Consider the following 14347-nt stretch of genomic DNA (forward strand, 5'->3'; position numbering starts at 1 on the left):
GGGGTGAATAAAAATTTGTCAATTTTATATGTACTTTCCTAGGAAATGATAATAGAGAGGGGACGCCCCTCTCTATTACTTTGCTTTTGCAGATGGCTCATTCATTGATTTTCGTGTAATAAGGAAAGAAATCATAAGAGCGGAAAGGATGATAAGGGCAATAAATACGTGATTAGGCAACAAATCTAATAATAATACGTAACTAACGGTATAAAAAATAAGAGTTGAAGCTAAAAACGATAGAGCGCCTATTATGAGAGATTGTAAATTCAATTGTGTGCACCTCCTTTTATTTATATTTTTGGCTAAAAATGGATTATATAAACATTATTTCTAACAATAGAAAAAAAGATGTCATAAATGATGCAACATGAAATAAATGTATTAAGGCAAAAAGAAAGAGGGAAAGAATTAAAAAAAGGAGAGCTTCAAAAATTGAAGTATTAGAGTATCTGTTACGAAAGTTTGAGCCGCTAGATTAAGTCCCATATAAAGATGAAAAAGAAACACATACCATTCATATAAGAGCAGCGTTTGAATTGTCAGAAAGAAAAATACAGGAATGGGATGCAGAAAAGAGACAACAGAAAAACTATTATAAAGTGGATACGAAAACGAAATGGACGGTATTTGCTTGTTATATCGGATTAATGGCTATACTCGGTTACGCAGCTTATGAAGGATATATTGTTTTACAAGAACATTTGCCAACGAGAAATGTATAAAAGAATATTGTCGAAATGATAGGGAGAATTTATACAGGAATTATATTTCTACGAGAGAATGTTACAAGTATAGTCATACATTGTAATAACTTTAGTAGAGAAGGAGTTCTGTATATGAAGAAATTGTTAAATGTATTCGTGATTATTACCGTAATGATCATTGCGAGCTATAGTCTTATGAAAGTATTATTACATTATGCGAATAAGCCCGCTGGGGTAAGTACAACATCTGAAATAGAAGATGTGCAAGAAGAGACAAAAGTACTAGATTTTATTCGTATGACACATGAAAGTTATAATAATTTCTTAAATTATGGTAAAGCAGAGAATTATACAGAAGGGGACTGGAACCAATTTAAACAATGGTTTCAACAACAAGAATCATCGTTAAAAAATATACATACAGACATAAAGAATGAAAAAATAAAACGTGATGTAAATAGAAGCTATGAAATTGTAAAAAAAGGTGTGGAGCTCCAAAATATTGAGTATGTAGTGTATGCACATCGCGTATACCATGACTTAGATATTATTGTAAATAAATATAGAGGTGAAACGAACATCTGGGGGTATACAGAATCTGGAGATGGGAAAGATATAAAGGTAATTGAACAAGCGATACAGTCTAAATAATAAGCTAGCTAGCATTCTAGTTAGCTTATTTTCTTTTGTAAGTGCACTGTTCATATATTTTTCACAAAAACACCGTGTTAATAGTGATTAAAATCACAATCTGTATTATACAATTCAGTTAAACTAAAAACAGTTAAGGAAATAGAGGAGTGGGATACAATGTTAAGTGAAAAAACAATTGAAATCGTAAAGTCAACAGTACCATTATTACAAGAAAAAGGCGTTGAAATTACAACGAGATTTTATGAAATTTTATTTTCGGAACATCCGGAGTTATTGAATATTTTCAACCATACAAATCAGAAAAAGGGAAGACAACAACAAGCGTTAGCGAATGCTGTTTATGCAGCTGCAACGTATATTGATAATTTAGAAGTTATTATTCCGGTTGTAAAACAAATTGGTCATAAGCATAGAAGTTTAGGTATTAAAGCAGAGCATTATCCGATTGTAGGTACATGTTTACTACGTGCAATTAAAGAGGTCGCAGGTGCACCTGATGAAGTGTTAAACGCATGGGGAGAAGCTTACGGTGTCATCGCTGATGCATTCATTAGCATTGAAGCAGAGATGTATGAAGAAGCGGCACATAAAGAGGGCGGATGGAAGGATTTCCGTAACTTTGTAGTTGTTAAAAAAGTGAAGGAAAGCGATGTTATTACATCATTTTATTTGAAACCTGAAGATGGAGGGAAAGTTTCTTCATTCATCCCAGGACAATATGTAACGGTTCAGATAAATATTGAAGGTGAAACATATACACATAATCGTCAATATAGCTTATCAGATGCCCCTGGAAAAGAATATTATCGTATTAGTGTAAAGAAAGAAAAAGGTGTAGATACACCGGATGGTAAAGTATCTAACTACTTACATGATCATGTAAAAGAAGGCGATATATTACCAGTAAGTGCACCTGCAGGAGATTTCGTATTAAATATGGATTCAACATTACCAGTTGTACTAATTAGTGGTGGAGTAGGTATTACACCAATGATGAGTATGCTAAATACGTTAATTGAACAAGATTCAAAACGTAATGTATGTTTTGTTCATGCAGCGATAAATAGCAATACACATGCAATGAAAGAACACGTTGAGGCAGTAGATAATGAATACGAACAAGTTAAAGCATATACTTGTTATTCTGCACCAACTGAAAAAGATTTAGAAATGAAGAACTTTGATAAAGAAGGTTTTGTGGAAAGAGAATGGTTACAAACTATTATTCCGACAACTGAAGCAGAGTTTTATTTCTGTGGTCCAATACCATTTATGAAACATATAAATGCTGTACTAACTGATTTAGGTGTGAAACAAGAACATATTCATTATGAATTTTTCGGCCCAGCAGCAAGCTTACAATAAATTGAACTTTAATAAGCAAAAAACGAGGTGTTATTTTACCTCGTTTTTTATTTGTTCTCGTAATAGTCGATTTACTGTTTCACGGCGTATACCGATCAGTTGACCAATTTCAGTTTGTGTTAATATTTCATATATAGGAATGTCACCTAAATATAGTGTGAACCATTCTTGTAAGCGATGAAGACGTTCTTTTGGCGAGACGGTCGTCAATTGATCGATACGCTGCTGCATCATTCTTAATTTTGATTGTAATTGCATGGCGATATTTGCATATGATGCAGGATTCGCTTGAAGTTGATCGTACCACTCATTACTACTTATAAGTTCAACTTCTGTTTTCATTAAAGCGATTGCTGTACCGTGATATTCCTTCGGTGAAATTAAAGAATGATGAGGTATCGTTTCTCCTGGAACGATAATATTGAATAGAAAAGGTGTTCCATCTTCTTCTATTCTTACTACTTTTAATAAACCTGTTTTTATAAAATATAAAGGACCGTCCTCGCCTTGACGGAATAGTACATCTCCTTTGTGTAGAATCAATGTTAGCCCCCCATTTAAACATTTCTATTACTTTTATTTTAGCGTATATGTATACAGACAATATGTTTTTAAACAGCAATTTCATTGACGAAATATATGCTATTACAGTAGTATACTATTTAGTGTGTAATAGTACTAGCAATGAATACGCTGTAGGGGGTTTAGTATATTGTTAGATGCGATAAAAATGACGGATATGAGAATTCCAGCGAATGCCATCATTCATGTAGAAGAGATGAAAGGTGGAGTCGTGTTATCCGTTGAAGTAGATGGCCAAATTATTTATACGATGGCTTATGATGAAGAAACAGATAGTTATGCTGAATTATATGATCGAAACGATAAGAGGGCGTGCCAAGTACATGAAGATTTTATGGGATGGTCACTTCTTCATTAAAAAAGATGTCAATATGACATCTTTTTTTATTAAACCGATAGAATATACAAAGAAATGAAATATAAGGATAAAATTTGTAATAAATGATTTTGCATTGTTAGCACTTTGTAACTGCAACTGAATTATTTTTTCGCTATCATAAAGATAACAGTCGCAGTCATAGGAGTGGTCAACGTGAAGAAAGTACATATTTCCAATTACATGTTATTATGTGTTTGTCTAATTTTATTTGTTCTCTTAGGAGGATTTTTATATTCATGTGTATAAGAAAAAACGCATTCTAAAAAGAACGCGTTATAAAAAAGAAGTAATGATTAATCTAGTCCCAAGAATAATTAATGTGATACGCAATAAATTAATTACGGCGTTACCGCTTAATTTTGTATTAATATATGCCCCGATTTTTCCACCAATCCATGCACCAGGAATAAGAATTAATGCGTAAATCCAGCTGACATTTCCAAGGGAGATGTGAGTTGCAGAACTTACAATTGCTGATAGAAATACGATAAACATCGAAGTTGCTACAGCAATATGTGCTGGGAATGCAAAAAGTAGCATCATTGCTGGAACAAGTAAAGCACCGCCACCAATTCCAAATAATCCAGATATAAAACCAACTATAAAGGCGATAAAGATAGCGAGAAGCGGTGGGAATTGATAGTGTACAGTGTTTCCTTCGTTATCTGTAAAAGAGCGCTTGATTACAGTCATATTTGATAAAGAAAGGGGTTTTAATTTGTCTCGTAACATAAGAAGAATGGAGACAAAAATAAGAAAAATCCCAAAATATAAAGAAAATGTATCTTGGTTTAAAAATTTATTCGCCCACGAGCCGATGATACCACCAGGGCCACTCCCGATAAATAAAATAAGTCCACTTTTGTAATCTACTCGTTTATGCTTTATATAAGTAAGGGTGGAAGATAGTCCCGTAAAAACGACTGTTACCATTGAAGTTCCTACTGCAAGTTGTGGTGACAGGCTATGTAATCCGATTAATAACGGAACAATAATAATTCCGCCGCCAAGTCCGACTAGACTCCCGACTGTCCCGGCGATTAGCCCGATGAAAAGTAACATGATGTATTCCAAAATTGCCAACTCCTCTATATAACTTATCCACCAATTATTATACACGCTTTTTCATGAGAAAAAGCTTTGTTCACAAAAAAGTCGTCTTCCTAGAAAAATAAGGAAGACGACTTTTAATTAAAAGATTAAATGTAATAAAGAATAAAATAAAGCAGCTAATGAAGCTGAAATAGGAAGTGTGATAACCCAAGTAATTAACATGCGTTTTGCAGTTCCCCATTTTACACCTTTTACACGATGAGAAGCACCAACCCCTAAAATAGAAGAGGAGATAACGTGCGTCGTACTAACTGGTAAGTGAATGAATGTTGCCCCGAAAATAACAAGAGATGATGATAAATCAGCAGCTACACCATTTACAGGACGAATTTTCATAATTTGTCCACCGACAGTTTTAATAATTTTCCATCCGCCGACAGAAGTACCAAGACCCATTGCAATGGCACAAGATAATTGTACCCAGAACGGGATGTCGCTAGAAGTATGATAACTATTCGCCATAAGAGCCATTGTAATAATTCCCATTGCTTTTTGCGCATCATTCGTACCATGTGTATAAGCTTGTAATGCAGCAGTGAAAATCTGGAATATACGGAAGTTTTTGTTCGTCTTCGTTAAATTAAAGTTTTTAAAGACGACTTTAAAAATACTGTATACGATATAACCAATAACAAATGCGATAATTGGTGAAATGATTAAAGCTTCAATAATTTTTATGAATCCTTTAAAGTTTAATGAACTAAAACCAGCAGCAGCGATAGCTGCACCTGCGATGGAGCCAATGATTGCATGCGAAGAACTACTTGGAATACCGTAGTACCAAGTAATCAAATTCCATGCTATTGCTGCAAGTAAAGCGGCTAAAATTACAAGAGAACCATTTTGTAAAGCGAACGGATCAACGATATCTTTCGTAATCGTTTTTGCTACACCTGTAAATGTCATCGCACCTAAAAAGTTCATAATAGCTGCCATAATAATTGCATGTCTAGGCTTTAGAGCTTTCGTTGAAACAGCCGTTGCAATAGCGTTTGCTGTATCGTGAAATCCATTAATAAAGTCAAAAGCTAAAGCGCAAATGACTACTAAAACGGTCAGTATCAAGAGTGTATCCATGATCAAACTCCTTACGCGTTCTTCATAATAATTGTTTCTAATACGTTTGCAACGCTTTGGCAGCTATCCGCTACTTCTTCAAGCTCTTCGTAAATCTCTTTGTATTGAATGATCTTAATTGGATCTTTTTCACGAGAGAATAAGTGCTTAATCGCGTGACGGCGAATATCATCACATTGTGATTCATAATCTTTAATCTTAATCGCATTTGTACGAATGTCGACTAATTTTTTGTTAGACATTAATTCAACAGAGTTTGCAATTTCAATCGCACATTGATTAATTGCTTCTACGAATTTAATCATGTATTCATCAGCTTCTGTAATAGAATACATTTCGAATAGACCAGCACTATGATCTAATCCGTCTAATACATCATCCATACTCATTGCAAGCTGTAGGATGTCCTCACGTTCAATAGGAGTAATAAACGCTTTGTTTAGCTCCATAATGATTTCGTGAATAAATGAGTCACCTTTTGACTCATACTCTTTCATGCGCATAGAAAACTCTTTTAAATCGCTAGCATTTTTAATTTTATACTCCACGAAAAACTGCGCGCCTTCTTTTAAATTTTCGGAAACATTCATTAACATTTCAGAAAATTTATCTTTTTTTGATTTAAAGACCATTATTAGTTACCCCCACAAAAGTAATATATGTAAAATATATTGGCTAGTCAATTCTAACAAAAAACTGTCGTTTTTTAAAACATTTTATCGAAAAGTTTACAAAAACTTAACATAACTCTTATTGTTGTATTAATAATATTAATAATATTAATAATCAATATTGAATATCTTACTTGTAGAATGTCCTTTTCTTGCAAAAAGTATGAATGTGAAAGAAAAGCTTTACACTACAGGAAAGACTACGTTATTATAATAAATTTAAAAGGAGGTATATTCTTCCTTTTGAAAAGAAGAGTGTAAACAAACGAAGGAAGTGAACGAATGAAATTGAAGAACACTCACTTAAAAAAAATGCAGGAGTGGTTCAACAAGAGGAAGAAGCTTCGTAATTCATTAATTGTATTAGGAAGTTTGCTCGCTACTCTATTTATTGCTATAAATATAATAATTTCTATTCAAGACATATCTGAATTAAAGCAAGCTGTTCCGCAGCCGACCTTAATTTATGATGCAAATAATGAAGTTGCGACTAAATTAGCTTCTTCTAAAACAGAAGGCGTAAAAAAGAAAGATATTCCTGATATTATGGTTCAGGCCATTGTTGCAGTAGAAGATAAGGAATTTTTTAACCATCACGGGATTTACTATAGTGGAATTATAAATGCAGTTTTTAAAAATATTACAGCAGGAGAAGTTGTAGCAGGTGGAAGTACAATTACACAACAACTTGCGAAAAATGTATTTCTGACACAAGACCGCACATACTCTCGAAAAATTAAGGAATATTTTTTAACAAAAAAAATAGAGCGTACGTATACGAAAGATGAAATCATTGAAATGTATATGAACCAAATTTATTTTGGTGAAGGTGCTTGGGGTATAAAAAGGGCAGCTAAATCTTATTTTGATAAAGATGTAAAAGATTTAACAATTTCAGAAGCAGCAACGATTGCGGGCTTGATTAAAGCACCATCTGCGTATTCACCTTATAAAAACTTTAACAAGTCAATTGAAAGACGTAATGTCGTATTAAGTTTAATGAAAGAGCAAGGGTATATTTCGGACGAACAGTATAATAAAGAAAAAGAGAGTGGACTTGTGTTAAAACGTGGCGTTGATGATAAATACAAGGGAAAATACTCTCAATATGTAGACTATATTGTTAGAGAGGCGATGGACAAGTACGAATTAACACAAAATGAAATTTTAGCAGGTGGTTATCGTATTTATACAGAGCTTGACCCGAAAAAACAACAGGCCGTAGAAGACGTTGTGAATAATGATAGTTATTTCAAAGATAGTGGCTCAGACCAACTCATGCAAACGGGTGTAGTTCTTATGAATCCCAAAACAGGTGGTATACCAGCTTTAGTTGGAGGCAGAGGGCCGTATCAGTTTTTACAGTTTAACCATGCAACCCAATTAAAAAGACAACCGGGCTCAACGTTAAAACCTTTGGCTGTATATGTACCAGCGTTAGAACAAGGATATGAAGTATACGATATATTAAAAGATGAACCATTTAACATTAAAGAATATAAACCACAAAATAGCGATCATACTTTTCACGGTGATGTGACAATGTATGAAGCCGTAGCAAAGTCGTATAATGTTTCAGCTGTGTGGCTATTAGAACAAATTGGATTAGATAAAGGATTGAAATCTTTAGAGCGATTTGGTATTCCATTAGTGCCAGAAGATCGTACGTATCCGATTGCTTTAGGCGGTATGCATGTGGGGACATCTCCATTTGTAATGGCTCAAGCATACAGTACATTTGCAAATGACGGAGTCCAAGTGGAAGCTCATGCAATTAGGGAGATACAAAATGCTGAAGGTGAAACGCTTGGAAAGTGGTATAAGAAAGAGACACGAGTGACGAGTGAGAAAGTTTCTCAAAAAATGACATATTTATTAAAAGGTGTTGTCGAAAAGGGAACGGGCGAAAAGGCAAAAGTTAATAATGTTGATACAGCAGGTAAGACAGGAACTACTCAAATTGTAAATGGCCCGAGCACCGGTGCAAAGGATTCATGGTTTGTTGGATACACACCAGATTTAGTAGGTGCGATTTGGGTAGGATATGATAAAACCGATAGCGATCATTATGTTCCGGGTGGTAGTCAAATTACGACGACAATGTTCCGGGATATTATGAAAAAAGCGAACGCAAATCCAGCTCAAAAAGCATTTCAGTTATCGCTCATATCTGAGGCTGATTATAAAAAACAATTGACTACAATAGAAGAGGAAAAACGAAGAAAAGAAGAAGAGAAGAGAAGGAAAGAAGAGGAACAACAACGAAAACAAGAGCAACAAGAGTGGCTTGATAAAGTGAAAGAATGGATTCCTTCATTTTGGTAAAAGAAAGAGGCGAATAACGAAATTCGCCTCTTTTTTGTATGAAAAACAAAATGAAACTTTAAATGGTAGAGATTTTCATCTATCTTTATTAGCTATTATTCGTTAAGTATAATGTTCGTACTGCCATAGGATTCGGAATCGTATGTGACACTTATTCTACCTTTGCTTATAGGTTCATAAAGTAATTCTTCTTCGTAATTACCGTTATTCTCATTGTGGATAGAAAGTGTAATTTCATCGATTTTTTTATTTGTATACTGATTTTTAATCGTTTCAGCAATTTGGAGTAACGCCTCGGAACTAGAAGCTTTCGTAATAAGCATTCCTTTTATAACCCTTTTTTCATTATTTGTGGAATTGGAATAAGGGATGTTGCTTTGTTTTGTATACAAAAGTTTGTATGGAGCAGTTTTTCTCTCTGCTTTTGATATAGTGGAATATTTTAGAGTTAAAAAAAATCCTACACATAAAATAATGCATACCATAAGTGCAAACCAAATGCGTATTAGTGACATAACTCTCATTTTCATCCCTCTTTCATATCTTTGACTTCACTATTTATCATACAAAATAAGGATTAAGATAGAGTAAATTTGAGGTAAAGAAACGTAAAGAAGGAGCACTTATCCTCCCAAATAAGTGCTCCTTTCTATATAAAGAGAGATTTAATGCACGGTTAAACGATACATATTATTATAAATATACTTTTTAAGCGAAAATTAGTAAATTCGGAATACAGATAGTGTTGCTGTTGTATCGCCTGTGTTAGGAATAGAAATAGTGTTTGCTGTAGGCTGTATAGAAATCGTTGTACCAGCTTGTAAAGTAACAATTGTAGAGAAAGAAACAGCACTACCGATAACGTTAGTTGAGAAATTACGAGTAGGTGGTTGACCATTGAATGAAATACCGAATCCAAATGGTGAAGACCCTGGGAAAGTTGTAGACGCTGAGAAACTAATATCATATACGCCTGTTTCTAAAATCGTTAAAGTATCTGAAGTATCATTGAAAGAGATATTAGTTAATTCAAACACTTGATTGAATTGAAGGTTTGTTCCAGGTGATATAGTTTGTGGATTTGAGTTTCCGATTGCGGCGATCGTTACAGGAATTGGTGTACCCGCTGGTCCGGTTGCACCAGTAGCACCTTGAGCACCAGTAGCACCAGTAGCCCCTGCTGGCCCTTGAATACCTTGAGGTCCTTGAGGTCCAGTAGCGCCGGTAGCCCCCGCTGGTCCTTGAATACCTTGAGGTCCTTGAGCACCAGTAGCGCCAGTAGCCCCCGCTGGCCCTTGAATGCCTTGAGGTCCAGTAGCACCAGTAGCGCCAGTAGCCCCTGCTGGTCCTTGAACACCTTGAGGTCCTTGAGCACCAGTAGCGCCAGTAGCGCCAGTAGCCCCCGCCGGTCCTTGAGGCCCAGTAGCGCCAGTAGCGCCTGCTGGCCCTTGAACACCTTGAGGCCCAGTAGCCCCCACTGGCCCTTGAACGCCTTGAGGTCCAGTAGCACCAGTAGCGCCAGTAGCCCCCGCTGGCCCTTGAACGCCTTGAGGTCCTTGAGCACCAGTAGCGCCAGTAGCCCCCGCTGGTCCTTGAACACCTTGAGGTCCTTGAGCACCAGTAGCCCCTGCTGGCCCTTGAACACCTTGAGGTCCTTGAGGTCCAGTAGCGCCGGTAGCCCCCGCTGGCCCTTGAACACCTTGAGGTCCTTGAGCACCAGTAGCGCCAGTAGCCCCCGCTGGCCCTTGAACGCCTTGAGGTCCTTGAGCACCAGTAGCGCCGGTAGCCCCTGCTGGCCCTTGAACGCCTTGAGGTCCTTGAGCACCAGTAGCGCCAGTAGCCCCCGCTGGCCCTTGAACACCTTGAGGTCCTTGAGCACCAGTAGCCCCTGCTGGCCCTTGAACGCCTTGAGCACCAGTAGCACCAGTAGCGCCGGTAGCCCCTGCTGGCCCTTGAATACCTTGAGGCCCTTGAGGTCCAGTAGCGCCTGTAGCGCCTGCTGGTCCTTGAACACCTTGAGGTCCTTGAGCACCAGTAGCACCAGTAGCGCCGGTAGCCCCTGCTGGCCCTTGAATACCTTGAGGCCCTTGAGGTCCAGTAGCGCCTTGAACACCTGCAGGTCCTTGAGCGCCTTGAGGTCCTTGAGGTCCAGTGGCACCTTGAGCCCCCGCTGGTCCTTGAGGCCCAGTAGCGCCAGTAGCCCCCGCCGGTCCTTGAGGCCCAGTAGCGCCAGTAGCGCCGGTAGCACCCGTAGCACCTGTTGCGCCTCCGCCTCCAAGACAACCTGATCCGTATTGAACTAGGATAGCTTGGATCTCTGTTATAAGTTTAACTAGTTTGTCGGTCGTACAACAATCTACTTTGAATAACTTAGCGATATACAATAAATAATTAAGCAGGCTTTGTAGTTCAACGTACAACGCTCCGCATGAGAAAGGTGTTGTTCTTAAAATAGTTAATAGATTAGCAATAATAGAATTTCCAATTTGTTTTTGTGCTGGAGATAAATCTAAGCAATTGAGAAATTTTTGTAAGTTATTTAGGGCAGCGATTAAGTTATCGATATTATTTTGAGAAGGGTTTTGAAAAACAGCTTGAATAGCTTGGCCAAGAGCTTGAAGAAGTCTAACAAATTCTGTAAGTTCGGACTTAGAGATGTTAATATGACTACAAGCTCTGACTTCGCAACAGTCATTACCATAAAATACTTTTCCTTTATTTTTATTGTTCATCTTTTCATTCCTTTCTTTCATAGAATCAATAGTCATTACTATATATTAAAATGAAATTTATACTAAATCCGTGATGGACAAACTACCATTTCTAAAAAAATAAGAAATTGGCCCGCTTGGCAAACAAATAAGTAAGATATAGAGAAGGTTTCATATAATGTAAAGAAGGAAAGTTCAACATAAAAAACTGCATGTCGATTGTTAAGGGATTTAACAATTGACATGCAGTTCGTGGATTGGATTTTATTTGTCTTGATTTAATCTTTCAAGGGCTGTTTTAGGTAAGATTGGAATTGAAATAGTAAAAGTAGTACCATCGTCATTACTAGTCATTTTTAATGTACCGTTATGATTTTGAATAATTTTTTTTGTTACTGCCAAGCCGAGTCCTGTACCGGAATCTTTTGTTGAGAAGAATGGATCAAAGATATATTCTTGAATCGCTGATGGAATACCAGTCCCATTATCAGTGAAAGTAATACGAACAAAATTATCTAGGCGGTAACTAGTAATTTGGATAGAAAGTTTTTTTTCCCCTTGAGCATCGACAGCGTTCTGGAATAAGTTTAAAAAAACTTGCACAAGTTCATGACGATCAATATGAACTAAAATATCATCTAATTCGGTAGAAAAATTATAATTAATTGAAATGTTATGTAAAAAGACTTCGCTAGCTAGTAACTGTTGAATATACTCACGTAAAAACGTATTAATGGGAAAGGGTTCTCTTGTAAATTCACGTGTTTTTGAAATAGATAAAAATTTTGTAATGATACTATTTGCGCGATCTAATTCAGGAATAAGTAAGTTTTTAAATAGTTCTTTATTAGATGGAGAAACAGTTTCTTGTAAAAATTGTAAATAACCTCGTACGGTTGTAAGAGGATTACGGACTTCATGTGCAATACCAGCTGCGATTCGCCCTGCTAACGAAAATTTTTCTGCATCACGTTCTGTGTTTAAATAATGAAAGACACTAATAACTCTAAAAATTTCTCCATTATAATCACGAATAATTCGGTTATTTAAAATACCATAGTTTTTGTCTAAAACTTCTTCATTATATATTTCCATGCCTGTTCTTAATGTTTCAAGAGCTTTAATTTTTTCTTCAGGTAATTTTAGTAATTGTTGAATTGGCTTTCCAATTATATCATTTCGTACTACACCAAAATCATCTGCCGCAGCCTGATTACATAAAGTTATATTTCCTTTATTATCAACAAAGGTTACATGATGTGAAAAAGCATCAAAAATATGAACAAAGTATGTTTCAAGTTGTTTAAATAAAAATAATGAATCGCAAGTAAGCTGAAAATCAGCCTCTTTATTCTCTTTTTGTATGTTTTGAATAGAATGAGTTGATCTCGTTTTCTTTATTTGTAAACCAATCTGTGGATTTTTATATGTGAAATGATGCGGTAATTGATTCACAAGTTCTTCATAAAAACGTACTTTATTTTCTAATTCTTCTATTCGTTTTTCATGAGACACAATATCATCTTTTGGAAGCATAAATAAATAACCCCTCAATTTAAAAATTCTTCCATCTAGTATATCATATTTTTATACGGATACTCTTAAAGAAGGGACTACTTAATGAAATTGATTGGTCGAAGTGTTCAGGAAGTGAGTAGAATGGATAGTAGGTGAAGTTAAAAAGGGAGGAATATATTTGCTTTTCATTGGAGTAACAGGGTGGGGAGATCATGATTCTTTATATATAGACCCCTATGAAAATAGAAATAAATTACGAACATATAGTGAGTATTTCCCTATAGTAGAAGTGGATAGTTCATTTTATGCGATGCAACCTGCACGAAACTATACAAAATGGGCAATGGAAACACCGAAAGATTTTTCTTTTATCGTCAAAGCATATCAAGGAATGACAGGACATATGAAAGGTGAAGTTCCTTTTTCTACGTTCGATGAGATGTTTGATGTATATAAACAATCTATTCTTCCTTTAATTGAAGCTGGTAAATTAAAAACGATTTTATTTCAATATCCACCATGGTTTGATTGTAAAAAGAAAAATGTAGATTTTCTTCGATATACGAAAGAAAAAATGGAAGGTTTGCCGTGTGCAATAGAATTTCGAAATCAAACATGGTTTTATCCAGAAATGAGAGATAAGACGTTACAGTTTCTAGAGCAAGAAAAATGGATTCATACAATTTGTGATGAGCCACAGGCAGGGATGGGTTCAGTACCACTCGTATTAGAAGTAACGAATGCAGAGATGGTGTTAATACGTTTTCATGGCCGAAATGTTCATGGCTGGCTTGATAAAGGGGAAAATTGGAGAGCGGTTCGTTGCTTATATCGCTACAACAATAAAGAATTAGAAGAATGGGTAGAAAGACTAGAACAATTAAAAAAGAAGACAAAGGACATATACGTATTATTTAACAATAATTCAGGCGGAGATGCAGCTGATAATGCGAAACAGCTTATGAAAATGATGAACATTACATATGGTGAGCCAAAGCCTGAGCAATTAAATTTGTTTGAGTGATAATAAACAAGAAAGGCACTGTACAAACAGGGGGAATGTACAGTGCCTTTCTATATGAAAAAGAGGGGTAACAATGTTACTGAGCGTTTGGTTGATTCATCAATTGTTGGCTTCGTAATAAATGATAATGGTTATCATTATCATTGTCAATGGTTTTCCTGAAAATAAATAAAAAATTTTTTATGGGATAGTAACGATAGGGAGATCCCTAATAGGAGTTT

At 35.8% G+C, this 14347-nt stretch carries 13 protein-coding genes and 1 pseudogene; 6 read left to right on the forward strand and 8 right to left on the reverse strand.

Going from position 1 to position 14347, the window contains the following annotated elements:
• Nucleotides 1-75: 75 nt before the first annotated feature.
• Nucleotides 76-273: a hypothetical protein gene (locus ACTFSI_RS07455; RefSeq protein WP_001053353.1), complete on the reverse strand. Its 198-nt coding sequence runs from the start codon at nucleotides 271-273 to the stop codon at nucleotides 76-78.
• An 87-nt stretch (nucleotides 274-360) separates the two neighbouring features.
• Here ACTFSI_RS07455 and ACTFSI_RS07460 point away from each other — a divergent pair.
• The 3 genes and pseudogenes from ACTFSI_RS07460 to hmpA all read left to right on the forward strand — a co-directional run.
• Nucleotides 361-725 (forward strand): annotated as a pseudogene (locus tag ACTFSI_RS07460) (site-2 protease family protein); the annotation flags it as partial.
• 114 nt (nucleotides 726-839) lie between these two features.
• Nucleotides 840-1358, forward strand: coding sequence for a hypothetical protein (locus ACTFSI_RS07465; protein ID WP_197225685.1), 519 nt, complete (start codon nucleotides 840-842; stop codon nucleotides 1356-1358).
• 159 nt (nucleotides 1359-1517) lie between these two features.
• Entirely contained in the window at nucleotides 1518-2726 is a 1209-nt protein-coding gene (gene hmpA, locus ACTFSI_RS07470; RefSeq protein ID WP_000947718.1) for an NO-inducible flavohemoprotein, read from the forward strand.
• 30 nt (nucleotides 2727-2756) lie between these two features.
• Here the strand turns inward: hmpA and ACTFSI_RS07475 are convergent, their stop codons facing one another.
• Nucleotides 2757-3269, reverse strand: coding sequence for a Crp/Fnr family transcriptional regulator (locus ACTFSI_RS07475; protein WP_000600573.1), 513 nt, complete (start codon nucleotides 3267-3269; stop codon nucleotides 2757-2759).
• A 169-nt stretch (nucleotides 3270-3438) separates the two neighbouring features.
• Here ACTFSI_RS07475 and ACTFSI_RS07480 point away from each other — a divergent pair, with 169 nt between their 5' ends.
• A complete protein-coding gene (locus ACTFSI_RS07480; RefSeq protein ID WP_000882907.1) occupies nucleotides 3439-3666 on the forward strand; it encodes a hypothetical protein in 228 nt (75 codons plus the stop codon).
• Between the two features lie 294 nt (nucleotides 3667-3960).
• On the opposite strand, the gene ACTFSI_RS07485 is transcribed toward ACTFSI_RS07480, so the two are convergent.
• The 3 genes from ACTFSI_RS07485 to ACTFSI_RS07495 all read right to left on the reverse strand — a co-directional run bounded on the left by ACTFSI_RS07485 (nucleotide 3961) and on the right by ACTFSI_RS07495 (nucleotide 6509).
• Nucleotides 3961-4761 carry a sulfite exporter TauE/SafE family protein gene (locus ACTFSI_RS07485; RefSeq protein WP_440045309.1) on the reverse strand — a complete coding sequence of 267 codons (801 nt, stop codon included), beginning with the start codon at nucleotides 4759-4761 and terminating at the stop codon, nucleotides 3961-3963.
• A gap of 117 nt (nucleotides 4762-4878) precedes the next feature.
• Entirely contained in the window at nucleotides 4879-5877 is a 999-nt protein-coding gene (locus tag ACTFSI_RS07490; protein WP_000380271.1) for an inorganic phosphate transporter, read from the reverse strand.
• A gap of 11 nt (nucleotides 5878-5888) precedes the next feature.
• On the reverse strand, nucleotides 5889-6509 hold the full coding sequence (locus ACTFSI_RS07495) for a DUF47 domain-containing protein (RefSeq protein WP_000231448.1): 621 nt from the start codon (nucleotides 6507-6509) through the stop codon (nucleotides 5889-5891).
• 321 nt (nucleotides 6510-6830) lie between these two features.
• Here ACTFSI_RS07495 and ACTFSI_RS07500 point away from each other — a divergent pair, with 321 nt between their 5' ends.
• Nucleotides 6831-8873, forward strand: coding sequence for a transglycosylase domain-containing protein (locus ACTFSI_RS07500; protein ID WP_000769280.1), 2043 nt, complete (start codon nucleotides 6831-6833; stop codon nucleotides 8871-8873).
• 95 nt (nucleotides 8874-8968) lie between these two features.
• Here the strand turns inward: ACTFSI_RS07500 and ACTFSI_RS07505 are convergent, their stop codons facing one another.
• From ACTFSI_RS07505 to ACTFSI_RS07515, 3 genes are all read right to left on the reverse strand, one after another.
• On the reverse strand, nucleotides 8969-9397 hold the full coding sequence (locus ACTFSI_RS07505; protein WP_044793702.1) for a hypothetical protein: 429 nt from the start codon (nucleotides 9395-9397) through the stop codon (nucleotides 8969-8971).
• A 195-nt stretch (nucleotides 9398-9592) separates the two neighbouring features.
• Entirely contained in the window at nucleotides 9593-11605 is a 2013-nt protein-coding gene (locus tag ACTFSI_RS07510; protein WP_440045310.1) for a Gly-Xaa-Xaa repeat protein, read from the reverse strand.
• Between the two features lie 243 nt (nucleotides 11606-11848).
• The gene (locus tag ACTFSI_RS07515; RefSeq protein WP_197225706.1) at nucleotides 11849-13120 is read right to left on the reverse strand and encodes a PAS domain-containing sensor histidine kinase; all 1272 of its coding nucleotides are present in this window, start codon (nucleotides 13118-13120) and stop codon (nucleotides 11849-11851) included.
• 160 nt (nucleotides 13121-13280) lie between these two features.
• Between ACTFSI_RS07515 and ACTFSI_RS07520 the strand changes: the two genes are divergently transcribed.
• Nucleotides 13281-14126: a DUF72 domain-containing protein gene (locus ACTFSI_RS07520; RefSeq protein WP_000897342.1), complete on the forward strand. Its 846-nt coding sequence runs from the start codon at nucleotides 13281-13283 to the stop codon at nucleotides 14124-14126.
• Nucleotides 14127-14347: the final 221 nt, after the last annotated feature.

It is taken from the genome of Bacillus cereus group sp. MYBK101-2, assembly GCF_051918845.1.
GTDB classification, from domain to species: Bacteria; Bacillota; Bacilli; order Bacillales; family Bacillaceae_G; genus Bacillus_A; species Bacillus_A paranthracis.